General features: G+C 65.8%; 14 protein-coding genes and 1 tRNA gene. 12 read left to right on the top strand and 3 right to left on the bottom strand.

Annotated elements, in window-relative coordinates; all coding sequences use genetic code 11:
• Nucleotides 1–74: 74 nt before the first annotated feature.
• From EIH27_RS00505 to EIH27_RS00515, 3 genes are all read left to right on the top strand, one after another.
• Nucleotides 75–1,262 (top strand): aggregation-promoting factor C-terminal-like domain-containing protein, encoded by a 1,188-nt coding sequence (locus EIH27_RS00505; protein ID WP_124038998.1) that lies wholly within the window; start codon nt 75–77, stop codon nt 1,260–1,262.
• 131 nt (nt 1,263–1,393) lie between these two features.
• Nucleotides 1,394–2,278 (top strand): 16S rRNA (adenine(1518)-N(6)/adenine(1519)-N(6))-dimethyltransferase RsmA, encoded by an 885-nt coding sequence (rsmA, locus tag EIH27_RS00510; protein WP_124038999.1) that lies wholly within the window; start codon nt 1,394–1,396, stop codon nt 2,276–2,278.
• Between the two features lie 49 nt (nt 2,279–2,327).
• Nucleotides 2,328–4,196, top strand: coding sequence for an ABC-F family ATP-binding cassette domain-containing protein (locus EIH27_RS00515; protein ID WP_124039000.1), 1,869 nt, complete (start codon nt 2,328–2,330; stop codon nt 4,194–4,196).
• Nucleotides 4,197–4,242: 46 nt separating this feature from the next.
• On the opposite strand, the gene EIH27_RS00520 is transcribed toward EIH27_RS00515, so the two are convergent.
• The 3 genes from EIH27_RS00520 to EIH27_RS00530 all read right to left on the bottom strand — a co-directional run bounded on the left by EIH27_RS00520 (nt 4,243) and on the right by EIH27_RS00530 (nt 7,195).
• Entirely contained in the window at nt 4,243–5,427 is a 1,185-nt protein-coding gene (locus EIH27_RS00520) for an ABC transporter permease (RefSeq protein ID WP_164461560.1), read from the bottom strand.
• 7 nt (nt 5,428–5,434) lie between these two features.
• The gene (locus EIH27_RS00525) at nt 5,435–6,508 is read right to left on the bottom strand and encodes an ABC transporter ATP-binding protein (protein ID WP_124039002.1); all 1,074 of its coding nucleotides are present in this window, start codon (nt 6,506–6,508) and stop codon (nt 5,435–5,437) included.
• A 78-nt stretch (nt 6,509–6,586) separates the two neighbouring features.
• A complete protein-coding gene (locus tag EIH27_RS00530) occupies nt 6,587–7,195 on the bottom strand; it encodes a TetR/AcrR family transcriptional regulator (protein WP_124039003.1) in 609 nt (202 codons plus the stop codon).
• 274 nt (nt 7,196–7,469) lie between these two features.
• Between EIH27_RS00530 and EIH27_RS00535 the strand changes: the two genes are divergently transcribed.
• The 9 genes from EIH27_RS00535 to dhaM all read left to right on the top strand — a co-directional run bounded on the left by EIH27_RS00535 (nt 7,470) and on the right by dhaM (nt 20,518).
• A tRNA-Gln gene (locus EIH27_RS00535) sits at nt 7,470–7,540 on the top strand.
• 18 nt (nt 7,541–7,558) lie between these two features.
• Nucleotides 7,559–8,620 carry a bifunctional UDP-N-acetylglucosamine diphosphorylase/glucosamine-1-phosphate N-acetyltransferase GlmU gene (locus tag EIH27_RS00540; protein WP_277424086.1) on the top strand — a complete coding sequence of 354 codons (1,062 nt, stop codon included), beginning with the start codon at nt 7,559–7,561 and terminating at the stop codon, nt 8,618–8,620.
• Between the two features lie 20 nt (nt 8,621–8,640).
• Complete coding sequence (locus EIH27_RS00545) at nt 8,641–9,624, top strand: ribose-phosphate diphosphokinase (protein WP_124039004.1); 984 nt, start codon at nt 8,641–8,643, stop codon at nt 9,622–9,624.
• Nucleotides 9,625–9,642: 18 nt separating this feature from the next.
• Complete coding sequence (locus EIH27_RS00550; protein ID WP_124039005.1) at nt 9,643–10,389, top strand: sulfite exporter TauE/SafE family protein; 747 nt, start codon at nt 9,643–9,645, stop codon at nt 10,387–10,389.
• Between the two features lie 185 nt (nt 10,390–10,574).
• Nucleotides 10,575–11,216 carry a 50S ribosomal protein L25/general stress protein Ctc gene (locus EIH27_RS00555; RefSeq protein ID WP_124039006.1) on the top strand — a complete coding sequence of 214 codons (642 nt, stop codon included), beginning with the start codon at nt 10,575–10,577 and terminating at the stop codon, nt 11,214–11,216.
• 205 nt (nt 11,217–11,421) lie between these two features.
• Entirely contained in the window at nt 11,422–12,018 is a 597-nt protein-coding gene (gene pth / locus EIH27_RS00560; RefSeq protein ID WP_124039007.1) for an aminoacyl-tRNA hydrolase, read from the top strand.
• Between the two features lie 81 nt (nt 12,019–12,099).
• Nucleotides 12,100–15,711, top strand: coding sequence for a transcription-repair coupling factor (gene mfd / locus EIH27_RS00565; RefSeq protein WP_124039008.1), 3,612 nt, complete (start codon nt 12,100–12,102; stop codon nt 15,709–15,711).
• A 225-nt stretch (nt 15,712–15,936) separates the two neighbouring features.
• The gene (gene dhaK, locus EIH27_RS00570; protein WP_124039009.1) at nt 15,937–17,706 is read left to right on the top strand and encodes a dihydroxyacetone kinase subunit DhaK; all 1,770 of its coding nucleotides are present in this window, start codon (nt 15,937–15,939) and stop codon (nt 17,704–17,706) included.
• Nucleotides 17,707–18,046: 340 nt separating this feature from the next.
• Nucleotides 18,047–20,518: a dihydroxyacetone kinase phosphoryl donor subunit DhaM gene (dhaM, locus tag EIH27_RS00575; protein ID WP_164461561.1), complete on the top strand. Its 2,472-nt coding sequence runs from the start codon at nt 18,047–18,049 to the stop codon at nt 20,516–20,518.
• The last annotated feature ends 349 nt before the right edge of the window (nt 20,519–20,867 follow it).

A 20,867-nucleotide genomic window follows, 5' to 3' on the forward strand; every position in this document is an offset into this window, starting at 1 on the left:
ACTCGATATAGTTTCGTTACAAACCCGGTGTGTGGGGTAGCTGCGCCACCGGGCCAGTCGATCTTGGAGGAAATATGGGACGTCATTCGAGCGCGCAAGGGCAGGAGCTGCGCATTGAGGACCTCATGCGGCGTTCGCCTGATTTTGGTGCTCGCCGTTCCGCCCTCATGGCAGAGCGTGCCGCGTTTGAGGCACTCCCGGCCACGGCGGCACCGGAGACGGCCCGCCTGGCGCGCACGCTCGACAATGCGAATGAGCGTGTGGTGACCGAGGATGTGCGCTCTCGTGGCGTCTCTCTAGCTTCCCTGCGCTCTGCGGTTTCCGCTTTCGGCCCGGCCAGTGCTGCCGTGACGCCGCAGAAGGCAGTGGCGGCGGGCGCCGTCGTCCTCGCGGTGGCCGCAGGCGTTGTGGGTTTCTCCACCACCTATTCCACCACCACCGAGGCGCACGCGGATACGAACCCGGCCTACGCGCGCCCAGCCAGCGCACAGCTGCACTCCGTCACCATTAACTTCGATGGCACCTCCAAAACCGTGTCCACGAACGCGGAAACAGTGGGTGGCGCGCTCCGTGACGCCGGCATCACTATTGACGGTGATGACAAGGTGTCCGCCGCTCTTTCCGCCTCCGTGACGGACGGCGCCACCATTAGCATCACGCGCGTGAATACGGCGCAGGAAACCACTCAGTCCGTGGATTCGCACGGCACCAAGGAAGTGCAGGATCCCAACCTCGCTGAGGGACAGAAGGTAGTCACCACCAAGGGCGTGGACGGTGTCACCCAGCAGACCTACGCGGTCACCTATGAGGATGGCAAAGCGGTATCCCGCTCGCTTACATTCTCTGTGCAAAAGCAGCGGAAAGTGGATGAGGTGGTGCACGTGGGTACGAAGACGGCCACGGCAACCACCACGGATACGGCGAGCACGGACACCGCCAGCACCACGCCGGTTACCACGGCCGGCGGCGTCAAGGGCATCGCCCAGGGAATGCTCTCCTCCTACGGCTGGAGCCAGAGCCAGTTCGCCTGTCTGGACAAGCTGTGGACACGCGAGTCCGGCTGGAATGCCTCGGCTCGTAATGCCTCCTCCGGGGCCTACGGTATTCCGCAGGCGCTGCCCGGCACCAAGATGGCGTCGGCCGGTGCGGACTGGGCCACGAACCCGGCCACGCAGATTCGCTGGGGACTCAGCTACATCCAGGGCCGTTACGGTTCGCCGTGCAACGCCTGGGCGCACTCCCAGTCCACCGGCTGGTACTAAAGCGCGGCTACCGGCTAGGCGTGGGCGGGGCTTCGGCTCCGCCCTTTTTGCTGCCATGCGGTGGCCACCTGGCGCCGGTGAACTTCGACGGTGAAGTTCGGAGTACCGGTGCGGGCGGCTAGGCTTGCCCCATGCGTCTACTAACTCCCACCGATATCCGCGAGATCGCTGCGGCTCTGGGCCTGCGCCCCACCAAGCAACGCGGGCAGAACTTTGTGGGCGACGCCGGGACGGTACGGCGCATTGTGGCGGAAGCCGGCGTCACCGGTGCGGACCGGGTGGTGGAGGTGGGCCCCGGCCTCGGATCCCTCACGCTGGCCCTACTGGAAACGGGCGCGAGCGTATCCGCCATCGAACTTGATCCGCTGCTCGCGGCGGCACTCCCGGCCACGGTGGCGGCCCGGGCGGATGAACCGGGCCGGCTGGCTGTGCGTCAGGCGGACGCGATGAGCATCACCGGACCGGAGGATCTAGCCGTGCCGGTGGCGCTGGCCGGGGCCGTGTTTGAGCCAACCAAACTGGTATCCAACCTGCCCTACAATGTGGCGGTTCCGGTGCTGCTCACGCTGCTGGAAGCTCTACCCTCGCTCGAATTGGCCGTGGTCATGGTGCAGCTGGAGGTAGCGGACCGGCTGGCCGCAACGCCCGGCTCTAAGGTGTACGGCGCCCCCTCGGTAAAAGCACAGTGGTATGCGAACGTGCGCCGCGGGCCGAAGGTGGGGCGCACGGTGTTCTGGCCGGTCCCCAACGTCGATTCTGCGCTGGTCGTGCTTGAGCGCCGCCAGCCTCCCGCGGGCCCCTCCCGCGAGGAGGTGTTTTCCGTTATCGACGCCGCATTTGCCCAGCGGCGTAAAACGCTCCGCTCGGCACTGGGACGCTGGGCCGGCAGCCCCGCCCGCGCCGAACACCTCCTTGAGGCGGCAGGAATTTCTCCGCAGGCGCGCGGCGAAACCCTCGCCATTGACGATTTTGTGCGTATTGCGGCAGCTGCCAACTCAGCCGCCGATTTGAATTGAAACCGGGCTGTTCTCAGCCCATTCCAGCCGGATGAAAGAAAGGATTAGCGTGGCACATCTCCTCGGCACACAGAACGTGGGCGTCACCCTGGGTGCGCGAAGCATCCTGGGTGACATCAACGTGAGCCTGCAGGATGGTGACCGTATCGGCGTCGTCGGACCTAACGGGGGCGGAAAATCAACGCTTCTCCGCATCCTCGATGGCACGCTGGAGCCGGATACCGGTGAGGTAACGCGGAACCGGGCTGTGCGCATCGCGGCGCTCACCCAGGCGGACACGCTGGATCCGAACACGGACGTGGAGCACGCAATTCATGGTGATTCGGCCACGTTTGAATGGGCCAGCGATTCGGCCGTGCGCGCGCTACATGACGGTCTACTCCCTGACATACCGCTCACCGCGCGGGTGGGGGAGCTCTCCGGCGGGCAGCGGCGCCGCGTGTCCCTTGCGCGTGTGCTCACCCAGGATGCGAACGTGGTGCTCCTCGATGAGCCCACCAACCACCTGGATATGGAGGGCATCGCCTTCCTGGCCTCCTACCTCAATGAGCGTTTCGGTGGACGAGGTGGCAGCGGCGGCCGGAACGGCGCTGGCGCCCTGGTGGCCGTCACCCATGATCGCTGGTTCCTGGACGCCGTGGCCACGCACCTGCGGGAGGTGGTCCCCGCCGCGGACAAGCCGGGGCGCCGGCAGGTGCCGGGGCACGTGGAGAGCTATACGGGCGGGTACTCGGATTACACGTTCCAGCGCGTGGAGCGCGCGCGGCAGGCCGCCGTGGTGGAGCAGAAGCGGCAGAATCTCATGCGCAAGGAGCTGGCCTGGCTGCGGCGTGGCGCACCCGCCCGAACGTCAAAGCCGCGCTTCCACGTGGAAGAGGCGGAGGCGCTCATCGCGGACGTACCGCCCATGCGCGACACCATGGAGCTCACCCGGATGGCCACGGCCCGGCTCGGCAAACAGGTGGTGGACCTGGAGGACGTGAGTTTTGCCTACCCGGACGGCCAGCCGGTGCTCGAGCACGTGACGCTCCGCCTGGCTCCGGGCCAGCGGCTGGGGATTCTTGGGCCAAACGGCGCGGGAAAGTCCACTCTGCTCAGCCTCATCGCCGGCCACCTGGAACCCACCTCTGGGCGCGTGCGCCGCGGGAAGACGGTGAAACTGGCGGAACTTTCCCAGAATGTGTCCGAACTGGACGCCGTGGCCCAGCGCCGCGTGGTCGAGGCCGTGAGTGATGTGGCCCAGTACATCGACATGGGCCGCGATTCCCTCTCCGCCATGCAGCTCACCGAACGCATGGGCTTCACCCGCGAGCGCGCCTGGACCCCGGTGGCCGACATTTCTGGCGGGGAGCGGCGCCGGCTCCAGCTCATGCGCCTGCTCATGGCCGAACCGAACGTGCTGCTCCTCGATGAGCCCACCAATGACCTGGATACGGATACGCTCGCCGCCATGGAGGATCTGCTGGACGGTTGGCCGGGCACGCTCGTGGTGGTCTCCCATGATCGCTACCTGCTGGACCGGATGACGGATGGGCAGGTGGCGGTGGTGGGGACCACGGTCCGTGATCTGCCCGGCGGGGTGGAGGAGTATCTGCGTCTCCGTCACGACGCCGCTGCCCGCGCGCGCGAAGCCGGCCCCGGCAGTGAGGGGTTGCGCGGTGACGGCACGGGTGAGAACCGTGCGGGTGGGCTTACGGGTGCCGAGGCACATGCCGCTCACAAGGAGCTCGGCGCCATCGAACGGAAGATCGAGAAGGCGAAGGCCGAGGTGGAGCAGATTAAGGCGTCCATGGCGGATACGGATCCCACGGACTACCAGACGCTCACGGAGCTGGGCCGGGACATGAACGCAGCCCAGGACCGCGCCGGCGAGCTCGAGGAACGGTGGCTCGAGCTCGCCGAAAAACTGGAAGGGTAGGGGCGCCGGGCGGACCGGGTTCAAACCGAGCCGGTCCGCCCGGCGGCTACTTTGCGCGGCGGAAAATCTGGCCCAGCTTCACCCGCTGCCCCATGAGCAGGATGGTGCGCTGGTAAATAGTGCCCGCCAGCACCGTGAGCGCCCATGCCGCCACGGCCGTGATGGCCAGTGAAATAAGCATCTCCCACCAACTCACCTGGCCGAGTGTCATGCGGACCGGCATGAAGTAGGGCGAGAAGAAGGGTACGTAGCTGAGTACGGAGGTGGCCGCAGAGTCCGGTGAGGCCGGAATCATGTAGATCGCCATGTAGAACGGGATGAATTGGAACATGACAAATGGCAGGTTGATCGTGTTGAGATCCTCCTGCCGTGACACGGTGGCGGCGAAACCTCCGGCTAGCGCCGCCACCGTAAAGTAGCCGGCCAGCATCCAGAGGAGGGCGAGCAGAATCAGTGCGGGAAGGTTCAGGCCCGCGGCGGTGACGTCCGGGAGGAACCCGGCAATTGCTACGCCTCCGGTGATACCCAACAGGTAGAACAGTGTGGTGATTATGCTGGCCGCGCCGATGCCCAGTACCTTCCCGGCCAGCAGGGTGCGCGGTTTAACGGTGGTGAGGAGGATCTCGACCACCCGGGAGGCCTTCTCCTCCACCACGCCGGTGCCGATAGACATCATCCCGCTAAGAATCACCATGAAAACAAAGACGGCAATGACCAGTCCGGCCATGTATCCGGAGAAGCTGTTATCAAGCTCCGGATGATCGCTCACCGTGGTGGGCGAAAGATTCCGCAATTCGGTGAGGGTTGCCTGCGTTTCGGGTGCTACGCGGGCGCCATCTAGCACATACTGCGTGCCCGCCTGCACTACGGCGGCCACCGCGTTCGATTGGCTGTCCGTGACGAATACCTGCGGATGCTCCGGGGTGCCGGTCACGACGGCGTCGGGACCGTCCTCTTGACGCAGGGCTGCCGCGGGGTCACCGGAGAAACCGGTGGTGTGAACACCCTGTTTGGTGAGGTAGGGCGCCAGTTTCTGCGTGCTTTCGGCAATGGCAATGGTGGATGTGGATGCCTGTGCGGCGGGTTCGGCGGATTCGTCGTCGTTCTGGATAACAAGACGCACTATCAGTCCGGCCACAAGGAAGAGCACCACAAAAATGGCGGTGGTGATGATGTTCAGGCGCGAGAGGCCGGCGTGGCGGAATTCGCGGCGAATAATAAGGCGAAGCATGATCCTCCTAGGCCTGGGTGGCGGGCGTGGACGTGGGGGCGGGCGAATCGGCGGCGGGGGTGGCAGGGGAGCCGGCCGTGGCCGACGCAGTGGCTGGGCTGGCCGCGTCCGCATCACCCGGCTGGTTGGTATCCGTCACGGCCTCTCGGAACAGTTCGGCCAGGTGCGGCCGCCGCCGAGCAAATTCGAAAACCGGGCCATGCGCAAGCGCAATGCGCAGCGCCTCTTGAGAGCGGTCCGGGCTGGCGTCGCCCGGCCTCGTCGCGGTGCTGTCCCGAAGCAGCAACCGCGTGGCACCCGGGATAACGGGCGCATCCGGCGTGCCGGCCTGCGGATCCGGTATGACCGTGAACTTTGCGGCCGTAAGGGCCGCGGTAATAACGGCCGGGTCCGCCCCGGTGGCCAGTGCCAGGGCCGTACCGCCCTGCGTACGCAACTCGTCAATGGTGCCGACGGCCTCCATGCGGCCCGAGCTAAGAATTCCCACGCGGTCGCACAGCCGCTCCACCAGGTCCAACTGGTGCGAGGAGAAAATGACAGGCACCCCGGTACCGGCGGCTTCGCGCAGTACCTCGCTCATCACGTCGACGGCGACCGGATCTAGCCCGGAGAAGGGTTCATCAAGAATGAGTAGCTTGGGGTTGGAGACCAGCGCGGCGGCCAGCTGGACGCGCTGCTGGTTACCGAGTGAGAGTTTCTGTACGGCATCCCCGCGCCGATTTCCCACGCCCAGCCGATCCGTCCAAAACTTCACTCGCTGTGCGGCTAATACGCGTGACAGCCCGTGGAGCCCAGCAAAGTAGAGGAGCTGGGTTTCCACTTTGGCCTTCGGATACAGCCCGCGTTCTTCGGGCATGTAGCCCACTTGTTTGCGTGCCTCGAAATCAATGGGGGCGCCGTTCCACGTGACCGTGCCGGCATCCTTGGAAAGTAGCCCGAGGATGATGCGCATGGTGGTGGTTTTTCCGGCACCATTTGCGCCCACGAATCCAAAGATTTCCCCGGGTGCTACGGAAAAGGAAAGGGAGGAGAGCACGGTGTGATCCCCGAACGATTTGGCGATGTTCTGGAGCTCCAGCATGGTGATCCTTACGGTTCTGTAGTTACACCGTCACACTATCAGCCGCTTCCACCGCGTTTGCTGCCAAGTATCCGGGGCTCAGCCTTCCGTGGTCACGCCGAGTGGCTGGAGCCCCCGCAGTCCCGCCCAGAGGAAGTTCATCACGTGATCCACCATGACGCCGCGGGGCACTTCGCGATGGTCGGCCCACCATGTACCCACCTGCACCAGTGCGCCGGCCAGGAGCTGGGCATAGATCGGGGCACTGTGGGGGTCAAGGGCGGTGGATTCGTCGAAGCGCTGCCGCAGTAGGTCGGAGAGTTCCTCCGCCACGTCCGTGATGACGGTGGAAAAGGTGCCGCCCTCCACCGCATGAAGCGACTGGTGGGAGAGAAGGCGGAAACCGGCCGCGTTCGAATCAATGTAATCGAAGGTGGCCTCCACGATGGTGTGAAGCAACTGATGCGGGCGGGTGGCGGGATCCTTGAATCCCGCGCGTAGCAGGCCGGATAAATGGGCCATCTCATGTTCGACGACGGCCTGGTACAGCCCGTCCTTTCCTCCGAAGTGTTCGTACACCACGGGTTTGGACACGCCGGCGGCCCCCGCCACTTCCTCCACAGCCACGCCGTCATACCCGCGCTGGGCGAACAGGTCCAGTGCCACGGCCATGAGTTGCTTGCGGCGCTCGTCGCGCTTCATCCGCATGATTACCTCCACCGCGATTATGCCAGGGGGCAGACGTGAAAAGAGCGGACGGTTGCGGGGTGGTCATCACGTTCAGGCGGTGCGACGCCGCGGGCATGCGTATCCGCAACGCGAGTCCTGGCTGAGCGCGCGATGAGCGGGCTAATCGGCGGTTTCCTTGCCGTACTTCTCAATGGTCATGTCTAAGCATGGGGAGCGCGCCGGCCCATAACGTGAGTCCGCCCGCACCCGGTTCGCGTGAGACGGCCTGAGCCGGTAGGATACTGGCGTGCCATCCGCCATGGTGTAACGGCAACACAGCGGTCTTTGGAACCGTTATTCCAGGTTCGAATCCTGGTGGCGGAACAAACGGAAGGGACACCGGTGAGCGCAGTAATTATCCTTGCGGCGGGCCAGGGTACCCGCATGAAATCCTCCACACCCAAGGTTCTACATAGCATATGCGGACGCACCCTGCTGGGCCATGCCATTCACGCGGCTCGCGGCACCGGTGCGGACCAGGTGGTTGTGGTGGTACGCCACGAGCGTGACAAGGTGGCGAAGGCTGCGCTCGCGGCGGATCCGGATGTCATCGTCGCGGATCAGGATGAGATCAAGGGTACGGGCCGCGCGGTCCAGTGCGGACTGGCTGCAATTCCGGATGCGAGTGGCACCGTCGTCGTCATGGCGGGGGATACCCCGCTACTGGACGCCGCAATTCTGCGCGCCCTCATGGCCACCCACGTGGAATCTGCTCTCCCGGCGGCGGAGGCCGCTGATCCGGATGAGGTCGATGCCGATGAGGTCCCCGCACCCGCCCCGACGGCCGTCACCGTTCTGACAGCCACGCTGCCCAACCCCTTCGGGTACGGACGTATCCTGCGGGACCACGAGGGGATCTACGGCGTCGTCGAAGAAAAGGACGCCACACCCACGCAGCGCACCATCACGGAGGTCAACACCTCCACCTACGCGTTCGACGCGGATTTTCTGCGTGCGGCTACGGCAAAACTGGGCTCCGATAACGCCCAGGGTGAGGTCTACCTGACGGACGTGGTCGCCGAAGCGCGGGCCGCCGGCCGAAAGGTGGCCTCTTTCACGGTGGCGGATTATCACAGCGTGGAGGGCGCCAACGATCTGGTGCAACTGGCTGCGCTCCGCGCCACCATGCGGCGGCGCATCAACGAATCGTGGATGCGCGAGGGAGTGGAGATAATAGACCCGGCCAGTACATATATCGACTGTACCGTGAGGCTTTCCCCAGATGTCAGAATTCTTCCCGGGACCATGCTCCTGGGCGATACAGTAGTTGAAAACGGAGCCATGGTTGGCCCCGGTGAGTTGACAGATATGCATGTCGGTGCGAACGCCGAGGTTAGCCATGCCGTGCTGCGGGGCGGAGTGGTTGCAGCGGGCGAGATCGTCCCGCCATTCTCGGCGCGCTGATGTGGGAGGGGAACGCCACCTTGACCGGACTGGAAATCGAAAACGAGAAGCACCTTGTGCTGGCAACCGGGCGTGCGTACCCGGAACTAGCGCAGGCCGTCGCGAAGGAGCTGGGAATTAAGCTCCTCACCACCACCGCCTATGACTTCGCGAATTCGGAGATCTACGTGCGCTATGACGAATCGGTGCGCGGGGCGGACGTATTTATTCTGCAGTCCTTCACGGATCCCATTAATAAGTGGATCATGGAGGCGCTCATTATGGTGGATGCGGCGAAGCGCGCCTCCGCTAAGCGCATTACCGTGGTGGCGCCCTACTACCCGTATGCGCGCCAGGACAAGAAGCACAAGGGCCGCGAGCCCATTTCCGCGCGTCTTATGGCGGATCTGTTCCAGGCCGCCGGCGCGGACCGCATCATGAGCGTGGATATTCACGCCGCCCAGTCCCAGGGCTTCTTCGATGGCCCGGTAGACCACCTGTGGGCCATGCCTACGCTGGTGCGCTACGTGAAGAGCACCATGGGTGATGATACGAACGCGGTCATGGTGTCCCCGGATGCCGGCCGCATTAAGGTGGCCGAGCAGTGGGCCAGCCGCCTGGGCGATCTGCCCCTCGCGTTCGTCCACAAGACGCGCTCTATTGAGAAGGCAAACGTGGCCGTTGCCAACCGTGTGGTGGGTGACGTGGAAGGCAAGACGGCCATCATTGTTGACGACATGATCGATACCGGTGGCACGCTGGCCGGTGCCATCAATGTGGTGAAGGAGGCCGGCGCCAAGGATGTGGTGGTGGCTGCCACGCACGCGCTGCTGTCGGGCCCCGCCGTTGAGCGGCTCCGTAACGCGCCCGTCAAGGAGATCGTGGTGACGGATACGGTGCCGGTGCCCGAGGAGAAGCGGTTCCCGAGCCTTACTGTGCTCTCCATCGCCCCGGTGCTGGCGCGCGCGATTTCCGAGGTGTTCAAGGACGGTTCGGTGACCTCTCTGTTCAATGGTGCCTATTAAAAGCGGGCGCACGCTTTAGTGACACTGTTTCTCGTATTTCTCATCGGATTGGCGGGCGGCCTCCTCGGATATCTCGCGGGGGTCGCCTCCCTTATTACCTACCCTGGGCTGCTGCTCCTGGGATTTCCGCCCGTCATTGCGAACACCACGAACGCGGTATCCAATCTCGGTAATTCCATCGGCGCCACGGTGACCGGCTGGCGCGGTATTCGCACCGTCACCAGCTACCCGCTGTGGCCGCAGGTTGTGGTGGGTGCCGTGGGTGGTACCGCGGGGGCGGCGCTGCTGCTCGCCTTTGATCCGGCCGTATTCGAGGGCGTGGTGCCCTGGCTGGTGCTCCTGGCCGTGGTATCCGTGCTGATCGGGCCCGAGGTCCGCAAGCGCGGGGTGAAGGCACGCGTCGGTTATGCACTATTTCTGGCGCTGCTTGCGCTGGTGGGCGTGTATGGCGGCTATTTCGGGGCGGCCTCGGCGGTGCTCTATGTGGGGCTCGCCGCGGTGGCCACGTCAATGACCACGCACGAGGCCCTCCTCTTCAAGGCACCGGTGATCGGCACGGCAAACCTCGCCGCCACCGTGTACTTCCTGCTGAGTGGCGCCGTGGACATCGTGGCCGCCCTGGTCATGGCGGCGGGCGGCTTCCTGGGCGGGGCGCTCGGTCCCTATCTGCAGCGCTTCCTCTCCGAACGTGCCTCGCGGGCCATCGTGGCCGTGGGTGGCTTCGCGCTGTTCTGCTGGCTGCTCTACCAGGATCTGGTGGGGTAGCGGTTCGACGCCGAGTGTGTGAGCCACGCGCCTGGCACGCACGTGGCCGAGCCCGTATAATAACGGGGTTGCTTCGGCGAGGGGAGAGGATCTCCCGTTATCGGCGCGGCAGGGCACTCCCGTGGCCTGCTCACTGAGGCCAACACCAGGGGCCGTCCGGCCCACCCGAACAGAAGGAGTTACCCATGGCAACGCGTGCTACTGAGATTAATGCAGAACTGCGCACCGAATTTGGTAAGGGCGCTTCCCGCCGCCTGCGCCGCGAGGGCCGTGTGCCCGCCGTCGTGTACGGCCAGGAGCGCGCCCCGCAGCACATTTCCTTTGACGCTCACGAAATCTTCATGGCCACGAAGGGCAATGCGAACGCTCTCCTGGACGTGACCGCTGGCGATGTCAAGCAGCTGACGCTGGTGCGCGAGCGCCAGATCAACCCGCTCTCCCGCAAGATCGATCACGTGGATCTCATCCGCGTGGATCGCGATCAGAAGGTGGAGGTGCAGGTGCCGGTGGAGATCACTGGCGAACCGCAGACGGGCTTCATTGCCACCGCCGAGCTCCTGGAGCTCGCTGTGCTGGCGCCTGTGACGGACATTCCGGAACTCATCACCGTGAACGTAGAGGGCCTGGATGATTCCGCTCGCATCACCGTGGCGGATCTGGATCTGCCTGCCGATGTGCAGCCGGATGTTGAGGCGGATGAGCTGGTTGTCTCCGTTGCGCGTCCGCAGGTGGACCGCGCGCTGGAGGAGGCGGACGCCGCGATGGCCGAAGCCCAGTCCGCAGAATCTCAGGAAGAGGCCAAGGAAGCGGCTGCTCCCGAGGCGTAACGATATTCGGAACAATGCGCGGCTACCCGGCCGCGCATTTTCTATGCCCGCACGGCGCAGCAGGTTTCGAGGTCCGACTGGACCGTGCGGACCGGTCCAGGGGCTCATTCGGGTCAGGGTCGGCCCGAGTGAGCTCGGCGCGGCCGGCCCGCCGGAATAGTATTCGCTCGGGTGCGCAGTACGCGAGTGGGCAGGAAAGGAAGCCATGTACGTCGTCGTCGGCCTGGGAAATCCGGGCAGAAAATACGAGGGAACCCGTCACAACGCGGGCCACATGGTGGTGGAGGAGCTGGCGCGGCGTTCGGGCGGGCGCCTGGCGAACCACCAGCAGACCCAAACGCATCACCTCTCCGCGCGCGTGGGTGCGGCGCCGGGGCGGGAGGGCGAGCGGATTATTCTCGCCGAATGCAATACGGAAATGAACGTGTCCGGCGGTCCCATCTCCCTGCTTCTCAAGTACTACGGGTGCCCGCCCGAACGGCTCATTGTGGTCCACGATGACATGGATCTGCCGTTCGGCACCATCCGGCTCAAGCGTGGTGGGGGCGACGGCGGCCACAATGGCCTCAAGTCCACTGCCGCGGCGCTGGGAACCAAGAACTACATGCGGGTGCGCTTCGGCATTGGCCATCCGGGTACACCGGAGCACCGCGGCAACGTGGTGAACTGGGTGCTCGGCCGGCCCACCGGCAAGGATGCGAAGGCACTCCCGCTCCTTATTTCCGACGCCGCCGACGCCGTGGAAGCGGTGCTCACGGACGGTTTTGATCGCGCGCAGAACACGGTGAACGCGCGCGGGTAGACGGGCGGTGTACCGGGCGGTTCGAGATTTATGGCCGACGAATGCCAGCGCGGGGAACGGCCGGCTAGAATAAACGGGCCTATGACTGAAGCCAATTTGCCGCGCCTTGCCGCCATCCTGCCGCTCATCAATCAAGATCCGGCCGTTGCCGCCGCGCTCACCTCCACCGCCAAGCGCGAAGAACTCTCCATGCCCCGCGGGCTGGTGCCGCCCGTGCTGGCCGCGCTTGTCGGGGCGGCGGGGCGCGCGAGCGAAGAAACCGAGGATACGCGCCCCGCCGGCACCGCGCCCGGCCCGTCCCTTACCGTGGCGGTCACCACCTCGGGTCGCGAAGCGGAAACCCTCCAGGGCGCACTGGCCGCCTACCTGGATCCGCAGCGCATAGCCATTTTCCCGTCCTGGGAAACACTGCCGCATGAGCGCCTCTCACCGCGCAGCGACACCGTAGCCCAGCGACTGCGCGTGCTGCGCCGGCTCGCTCACCCGGACGAGTTCCCGCCACTCGACGTGCTCATCGTGCCCGTACGCGCACTCATCCAGCCCATCGCCGCCGGTCTGGGCGACCTGCAGCCCGTGCGGCTCACGCGGGGCGAGCGAGCGGATATGGAAACCGTGGAACACCAGCTGGTGGCCGCCGCCTACTCGCGTGTGGACATGGTGGAGCGGCGCGGCGAATTTGCCGTGCGCGGCGGCATTCTTGACATCTTTCCGCCCACCGAGGACCACCCCTTCCGTGTGGAGTTTTTCGGAGATGAGGTGGATGACATCCGCACGTTCGCCGTGGCGGACCAGCGCTCCATCGAATCCCACGATTCCCTCTACGCCCCGCCCTGCCGCGAAATTCTCATTACAGACACGGTTAAGCAGCGGGCGAAGGAGTTGGTGTCCGCACTGCCCGGCGCGGTGGACATGCTGGACAAGATTGCCCAGGGCGAATTCCCCGAGGGTATGGAGGCCCTCACGCCTCTGCTGGTCACCCGCATGGAGCCGCTGCTCGATGAATTCCCGCGAGATGCCCGCATTGTTCTTGTGGAGCCGGAGCGCGTGCGCCAGCGCGTGGACTCCCTCATCGCCACCACGGATGAATTCCTGGCCGCCGCGTGGACCAGCGCCGCCGCCGGCGGGGACGTCCCGCTCCAGGTGGACCGGGCCTCCTTCACCTCGCTTGAGGACACCCGCAACCAGGCCCTCGAACGCGGTCAGGCCTGGTGGACCATGGGCGGTTTCGCGCAGGATCCGGATACCGCTGCCTTTTCGGCGGAGGTGGGTGCCCGCGAACCGCATCGCTTCCTTGGGAAGGTCGACGCCGCACTCTCCGCCACGGGAGAGCAGGCCAAGAACGGCTGGCGCCTGGTGCTGGCAGTGGACGGCGCAGGTACCGGACGGCACTTTGCTGACGAACTCGGGGACCTTAACGTACCCGCGCGCTTCACCGAAACCCTCCCCGGGGAGCTGGAACCCGGCGTCGTACTGGTGACCCAGGCGCCCATCGCCGAAGGTTTCGTCATGGAGGCGGAGCACTTCGCGCTCTACGCCGGCTCGGACATTACCGGCCGGGGCGGCTCCTCCACGCGCGACATGCGTGCGCTCCCCAAGCGGAGGCGACGGGCGGCGGTGGACCCGCTCTCCCTCAAGCCCGGGGACTACATCGTCCACGAGCGGCACGGTGTTGGCCGTTTTGTGCGGATGGCGAAGCGCTCCATCGGCGGCGGGGCAGGAACGCAACGCGAATACCTCGTCGTCGAATATAAGCCGTCCAAACGCGGTGCGCCTGCGGATCAACTCTGGGTGCCCACCGACCAGCTGGACCAGGTATCCAAGTACGCCGGCGGCGAGGCGCCCACCCTCAACAAGATGGGCGGCGCGGACTGGCAGAAAACCAAAGCGAAGGCGCGCGCGGCTACTCGGCAGATCGCCTCGGAACTGATTCGCCTCTACGCGGAGCGCATGGCCACCCCCGGCCACGCGTTTGCGCCGGATACTCCCTGGCAGCGCGAGCTTGAGGACGCCTTCCCCTATCAGGAAACCCCCGACCAGCTGCGTACCATCGATGAGGTGAAGGCGGACATGGAGAAGCCTGTGCCCATGGACCGGCTCATCTCCGGCGACGTGGGCTACGGAAAAACGGAAATTGCCGTGCGGGCCGCGTTTAAGGCGGTGCAGGACGGCAAACAGGTGGCCATTCTGGTGCCCACCACGCTACTGGTGGATCAGCACCGACAAACCTTTGAGGAGCGCTACGCCGGATTCCCCGTGCGGGTGGCCTCGCTCTCGCGTTTCCAATCGGAGAAGGAATCCGCGGAGGTGATCAGCGGGCTCAAGGACGGCACCATCGACGTGGTGGTGGGTACCCACCGGCTCCTTACCGGCAACGTGCGGTTCAAGGATCTTGGGCTGGTGGTCATTGATGAGGAACAGCGCTTCGGCGTGGAGCACAAGGAAACCCTCAAACAGATGTACCCGAGCGTGGACGTGCTCTCCATGTCCGCCACCCCGATTCCGCGCACTCTAGAGATGGCCGTAACCGGTGTGCGCGAAATGTCCACCCTGGCCACCCCGCCCGAGGAGCGTCACCCGATTCTCACCTACGTGGGTGCGCGCGAGGACAAGCAGGTGGTGGCGGCCGTACGGCGCGAGCTGCTGCGCGACGGCCAGGTGTTCTATGTGCATAACCGCATCCATGACATGGGGCGGATCACCTCCCGGCTCCAGGAACTGGTGCCTGAGGCGCGCGTGGCCGTGGCGCACGGCAAAATGAACGAGCGCCAGCTTGAGGAGATCATCAACGCGTTCTGGAACAAGGACATTGACGTGCTGGTGACCACCACGATTATTGAAACCGGCCTGGATATCTCCAACGCCAACACGCTCATCGTGGACAACGCGGACAAGATGGGCCTCTCCCAGCTCCATCAGCTGCGCGGGCGCGTGGGGCGCGGACGCGAGCGCGCCTATGCCTATTTCCTCTACGATCCGGATCACGCCCTTACCGAAACGGCGCTCGAGCGTCTTCGCACCATCGCGGCCAATACGGACCTTGGTGCCGGAATGCAGGTGGCCATGAAGGACCTGGAGATCCGCGGCGCCGGCAATATGCTGGGCGGGGAGCAGTCCGGGCATATCGAGGGCGTGGGCTTTGACCTTTACGTGCGCATGGTCTCCGAGGCCGTGGCGAAGATCCGGGGCGAGGCACCCGAGGAGGACGAGGATACGGAAATCCGTATCGAGCTCCCCGTGGAGGCCTACCTGCCGGAGGACTATGTTCCCTCCGAGCGGCTGCGCCTGGAGATCTACACGAAGATCGCAGGCGCAAAGGACGCGGGCGAGCGTGCGGCTGTGCGCGAGGAGCTGGAGGATCGCTACGGCGCCGTCCCGGAGGAGGCCGCCCGGCTATTCCGCATTGCGGAGCTGCGCGAGGTGGCCCGGCAGGCCGGCATCCGCGAAATCAATCAGATGGGACGCTCCATCCGCTTCGCACCGGTGGAACTGCCTGATTCTCGCCAGGCTCGCCTCAAGCGCCTCTATCCCCAGGCCCGCATCAAGCCGGCCATTCGCGCCGTGCTGGTGCCCGCCCCGCAAAGCGGTGGCCGCAAGCTGGGACAGTCCGCGCCGCTTGAGGGCGACGCGCTGCTGGACTGGGCCGAGGAATTCATAACGTCGGTGTGCCTGGCCACCATCGGCAGCGCGAGATAAGAGCCGGTTGTGTCTCCGTCCACCTGGCCACCATTGGCAGTGTGCGGTAGCGGGGCCGGCTAGTACGTAGAGCCCCATTGGTGCATACCGGCACGTGTAGTGTGTGCCACGGATATTTCTCTGGTTTGTGCCTGGCAAAGATCAAGCTGGATGCGGGCTGGAAGAACTATCGGAGCGATAGCAGCAGTCGGCCCGTCTACCGCGGGCCGGGAAAGCGAAGAACACATGAAAAAGCTCATCAATGATCCCGATGCTGTGGTTATCGAGTCGCTGCGCGGTATGGCAGCGGCGCATCCGGAGTTGCGGCTCGATGAGGAGCATCGTGTGATGTTCCGAGCCGATGCGCCGGTGTCCGGAAAGGTGGCCCTGGTGTCCGGCGGCGGGTCGGGCCACGAACCCCTTCATGCTGGTTATGTGGGTACGGGCATGCTGGATGCAGCGGTGGCCGGTGAAGTTTTCACGTCCCCCACACCCGATGCGGTGCGGGCGGCTATCGATCACGTCGACGCGGGCGCCGGCGTACTACTGATTATCAAGAATTACACGGGCGATGTACTCAACTTCCAGATGGCTGCGGACATGGCGCGTGAGGACGGCATCGCCGTGGAATACGTGGTGGTGAACGACGACGTTGCGGTGGAGGATTCGCTCTACACGGCCGGGCGTCGCGGCGTGGGACTCACCGTCCTGGTGGAGAAGATCGCCGGTGCCGCGGCCGCTGCGGGGAAGTCCCTGGCCGAGGTTAAGGCGCTCGCGGAGAAAGTGATTGCCCAGGGCCGCTCGATGGGGGTGGCTCTCACGGCGGTGACGCTCCCTGCCGTGGGCCATCCGGCCTTCGACCTCCCCGAGGATCAAATCGAAATGGGTGTGGGCATTCACGGTGAACCCGGCCGCGCCCGTGTGCCGATGGCGCCGGCCGCGGATATTGCCACGACGATGGTGGACGCGATCCTTGCGGATTACGCCTTTGCCGGCAACGATGCGATCGTCATGGTGAACGGTATGGGCGCCACCCCGCTCGTCGAGCTCTACCTGTTCTACGGGGAAGTGGAAAAGCTACTGGCCACTCGCGGCGTGGAGGTGCGTCGTTGCCTGGTGGGTAACTACATCACCTCCCTCGATATGGCCGGTGCGTCAATCACCATTCTCAAGTCCGACGACGAACTGCTCAGCTACTGGGACGCTCCCGTGAATACGCCCGCGCTGAAGAATGGCGTGGCGCCGGCCGCGACGGCTGCACCGGTGCCCGCACCGAGGGCGGCGCACGCCGCGCCGGCACCCGCGGAGGCCCCGACCCCGGCTGAAAGTGACGCCGCGGAGACGACGGACGCGGAAACGGCGTCGGCGGATGTAACGCCCGCTGATGACCACACGGTGACGCTGGGTCAGCTTGAAGAATGGGTGCGGCGCGTGGCGGCGGCCATGGACAAGCACAAGGACGAGCTCACGGAACTGGACGCCGCGATTGGCGATTCGGACCACGGGGCGAACATGGCGCGCGGCACGGCTGCGGCGGCGAAGCGGCTGGGTCATCCGGCCCCCACGAGCATTTCCGGCCTGGGTAAGAGCGTGGGGATGGCGCTCGTGTCCAGTGTGGGCGGCGCCTCCGGTCCGCTCTACGGCACCTTCTTCCTGCGCTTCGGTAAGCAGGCGGGAACCGGTTCCGCTCTCGGGGTGAAGGAACTTGCGGCGGCGTTCCGCTCCGGGACCGACGGCGTCGCCTTCCGCGGCAAGGCGGCACCCGGCGATAAGACGATGGTGGATGTGCTGGACGCTGCCACGGCGGCTCTCGAGAAGAGCACCGGGACCATGGCGGACGCCACCCGTGCGGCGGCGGACGCGGCGGCCACCGCACGCCAGGCAACGAAGGACATGATCGCCAAGCGTGGCCGCGCCTCCTACCTTGGGGAGCGCTCGATCGGTCACGTGGATCCGGGCGCCGCATCGGCCACGCTGCTGTTCGAGGCGCTGGCCGACGTGGTGAGCGGCAAGTAGTCAGACCCATACCGGCTAGGTGGCGGCGTCGCGCATTTGCGTGGCGCCGCTGCTGCGTTCGTAGGTTTTAACCCACCGGTACAGGCCGGTGGAACTGCAGCGCCGCTGCGTCGTCTTCGGGTGGGTTTCTTGCGCGCTGCGGTGGCGTCGTGCCCGCCGCTACTGCAATCCAATCGCACGGCATATCCACTGCCGCGCAACCCGGCTGACCTCTCATATCTCCTCACCACACGCCTTTGTTTCACAAATGTTCAGGCTGGGCCCAAGGCTGGGAAATGTTTCGAAGGCCGCTGGTACCCTCATCTACGGACCGGCAACAGGTGATCGAAAAGAGGAAAACATGACCGTGGGGATCGTTGCTGTTTCACATTCCAGAGCGCTGGCCGACGCCGCCGTCGAGCTTGCTTCCCAGATGGTCCAGGAGAAGCCGCCCGCCATCGAGGTTGCGGCCGGTACCGAGGATGGTGGGCTCGGTACCGATGCCACCGCCGTACTGACGGCGATTGAAAGCGCTGACTCCGGTGACGGTGTGGTAGTCATCACTGATCTCGGATCCGCGATTCTCTCCACCGACATGGCCCTTGAGCTCCTTGATTCGCCGGAGAACATACGGGTGGTGCCGGCGCCCTTCGTGGAGGGCATGGTGGCCGCGGTATTGGCCGCCGCTACGGGCGCGAGCCTGGATGCGGTGGCGCAGCAGGCGTCCACCGCGTTGGATGCCAAGTCCAGTCAGCTTAATGACGACGACGCGGCGGGCGCCGCAGCGCCCGCCGCGGGCGCGGATGGCGCCGCGGTGACCGTGACGCTGCGAAACCCGCACGGCCTGCACGCGCGGCCGGCCGCAACCTTGGCCGCCGCCGTTGCCAAGCTCGGTGTGGAGGTGACCGTGACCGCGAATGGCCGCACAGTGAGCGCGACCAGCCCGCTGCTCGTCACCAGCCTGGGCACCCGCGGCGGTGACACGGTCACCGTGGCAGCAACCGGGGAGAACGCAGAAGAAGCGGCGCAGCAAATAGGCGATCTTATCGCCGGTGGTTTTGGCGAGGCCGATGATGCGGCGCCTGCGGGCGAAGCGACGGATGCGGCGCCTACATCGAAGCATGCGAAAGATGCAGCGGAACCGGTGGCTACGGCGTCGTCCCAGAAAAAGACACCGGCCGGGGGAGCGTCGCTGGGGCTCTCCGGTGGGCGGGCCGTGGCGCCTGCTATCCGGATGGCCGCCCCGGTGGAGCAGCCGGATTCACGCCACGCGACCGACGCGGAGGCTGAACTGCGCTCGATTAAGGATGCGCTAGCTGCCGTGGATGCGGACCTCAAGCAGCGTGCCGCACATGCTACCGATGATGCCGCGCATATTCTTGAGGCCACGCGGACGCTCGCTGCGGACCCCACCATTCAGGGTGCCGCGGATGAGCGCGTGCGTGGAGGCGAGTGGGCACCGCGGGCCGTGTGGGATGCGCTCGGCGAGATTGCCACTCAATTCGAGGCGGCCGGCGGGTTCACGGCGGAGCGCGCGGTGGATGTCCGCGATATTCGGGCCCGACTGGTGGCAGCGCTGACGGATCGACCTGCCCCCGGCGTGCCGGATAGCGCGGATCCGTTCATTCTTGTTGCGGACACTCTGGCCCCCGCGGATGCGGCAGCCCTGTCCGCCAATTGTCTCGGACTTCTCCTGGCACAGGGCGGCCCCACCTCCCACACCGCCATTTTGGCCCGCGGGCTGGGTATTCCGGCGGTGGTTGACGCGGCCGCGGTGGCGCGTGTGTCCGATGGTGATCGCCTCCTCGTGGATGGAGACGCTGGGCGTGCCATTATCAACCCGAATAAGAAGGACGCGGCGGGCGCTCGCACCACGCCGGCTAAGCGTGACACGCGGCCGTTCGCCGGCCCGGGCGCCACGGCCGATGGCCACACGGTGACCATTGCCGCAAACGTGGGTAAGGGGCCGGATATTGACACGGCACTGCGTCGTGGGGCCGAGGGTATCGGTCTGCTTCGCACCGAGTTTGCGTTCCTGGGGCGCACGGAAGCGCCCGGTCTCAAGGAACAGGCGGCCCTGTATCAGCGCGCATTCGCGGCGTTCCCGGGCCGGAAGGTTACCGTACGGACGCTGGATGCTGGCGCGGATAAGCCCCTGCCATTCCTCACTCCGGACGATGAGCCGAATCCGGCGCTGGGCGTGCGCGGGTACCGCACGTCGGTGCCTCATCCGCAGGTGCTGGAAACGCAGTTGGAGGCCATCGCGCGGGCGGCGGCCGCCGTACCGGGGTCACAACCGTGGGTCATGGCGCCCATGATTGCCACGGCCGCGGAAGCACGCGAGTTTGCGGAGAGGGCTCATTCCCACGGGCTGGATCAGGTGGGTGTCATGGTCGAGGTGCCCGCCGCCGCCATTGAGGCGAAGGGCATTCTCGAAGTCGTCGATTTCGTCAGTATTGGCACGAACGACCTCACCCAGTACACGATGGCTGCCGATCGGCTGAACACCGGCCTGGCTGCGCTCGGTACGCACTGGCAGCCGGCGGTGTTGCGCCTTATCGGCATGGTGGGGGATGCAGCAGCAGAGCTGCGGGCGGCCGGCCTGCGGAAGTCGGTGGGCGTGTGCGGCGAGGCCGCCGGTGATCCGGTGCTGGCCGGTGTGCTCGTTGGCCTGGGCGTGGATTCGCTTTCCATGGTGCCCGCGCTGGTTCCCACCGTCGGCCGTGCCGTGGCCGGTTACACGCTGGCCCAGTGCAAGGCGGCCGCCGAGGCCGCGCTTGCCTCCGGTTCCGCCGAGGAGGCCAAGGCGGCTGCCGCGGCCGTGCTGAAGTAGCGCGTGTTCGTGCGGCTGTGAGTGGCACGCGGTAGCGGTTGGATTCTGGCCGGCCGTTGCTGTGGCAATGAACGGGCTGCCTGCGGACGGCGGCTACTGCTGAAGGGGCTCGCTCGCGAGGGATCGCGGGCGAGCCCCTTTGTGTGGGGCGAGGCCTGTGTACGCTGCCGGTGGTTTCCCGGGTGCGGGGCTACGGGGCTGGCTGGCTCACTGGGGCTTGTCTGCGGGGCCAGCCCGCGGGGTAGCTCCGCATGGCAGGTATCGGACTAATAGGCCTTTGCGCGGGGCCCGGTTCACTGGGACTGGGCTACGGGGACTGGCCTACGGGGACCGGCTGGTCCACGGCGAC

The sequence above is a fragment of the Neoactinobaculum massilliense genome (assembly GCF_900604955.1).
GTDB classification, from domain to species: domain Bacteria; phylum Actinomycetota; class Actinomycetes; order Actinomycetales; family Actinomycetaceae; genus Neoactinobaculum; species Neoactinobaculum massilliense.

What these genes read in the sequence shown, in the direction of transcription:
- rsmA (WP_124038999.1), top strand. Translation starts at nt 1,394, where the DNA reads ATGCGTCTACTAACTCCCACCGATATCCGCGAGATCGCTGCGGCTCTG.
- EIH27_RS00505 (WP_124038998.1), top strand. Translation starts at nt 75, where the DNA reads ATGGGACGTCATTCGAGCGCGCAAGGGCAGGAGCTGCGCATTGAGGAC.
- EIH27_RS00520 (WP_164461560.1), bottom strand. Translation starts at nt 5,427, where the DNA reads ATGCTTCGCCTTATTATTCGCCGCGAATTCCGCCACGCCGGCCTCTCG.
- EIH27_RS00525 (WP_124039002.1), bottom strand. Translation starts at nt 6,508, where the DNA reads ATGCTGGAGCTCCAGAACATCGCCAAATCGTTCGGGGATCACACCGTG.
- mfd (WP_124039008.1), top strand. Translation starts at nt 12,100, where the DNA reads ATGACTGAAGCCAATTTGCCGCGCCTTGCCGCCATCCTGCCGCTCATC.
- dhaM (WP_164461561.1), top strand. Translation starts at nt 18,047, where the DNA reads ATGACCGTGGGGATCGTTGCTGTTTCACATTCCAGAGCGCTGGCCGAC.
- EIH27_RS00555 (WP_124039006.1), top strand. Translation starts at nt 10,575, where the DNA reads ATGGCAACGCGTGCTACTGAGATTAATGCAGAACTGCGCACCGAATTT.
- dhaK (WP_124039009.1), top strand. Translation starts at nt 15,937, where the DNA reads ATGAAAAAGCTCATCAATGATCCCGATGCTGTGGTTATCGAGTCGCTG.
- pth (WP_124039007.1), top strand. Translation starts at nt 11,422, where the DNA reads ATGTACGTCGTCGTCGGCCTGGGAAATCCGGGCAGAAAATACGAGGGA.
- EIH27_RS00530 (WP_124039003.1), bottom strand. Translation starts at nt 7,195, where the DNA reads ATGCGGATGAAGCGCGACGAGCGCCGCAAGCAACTCATGGCCGTGGCA.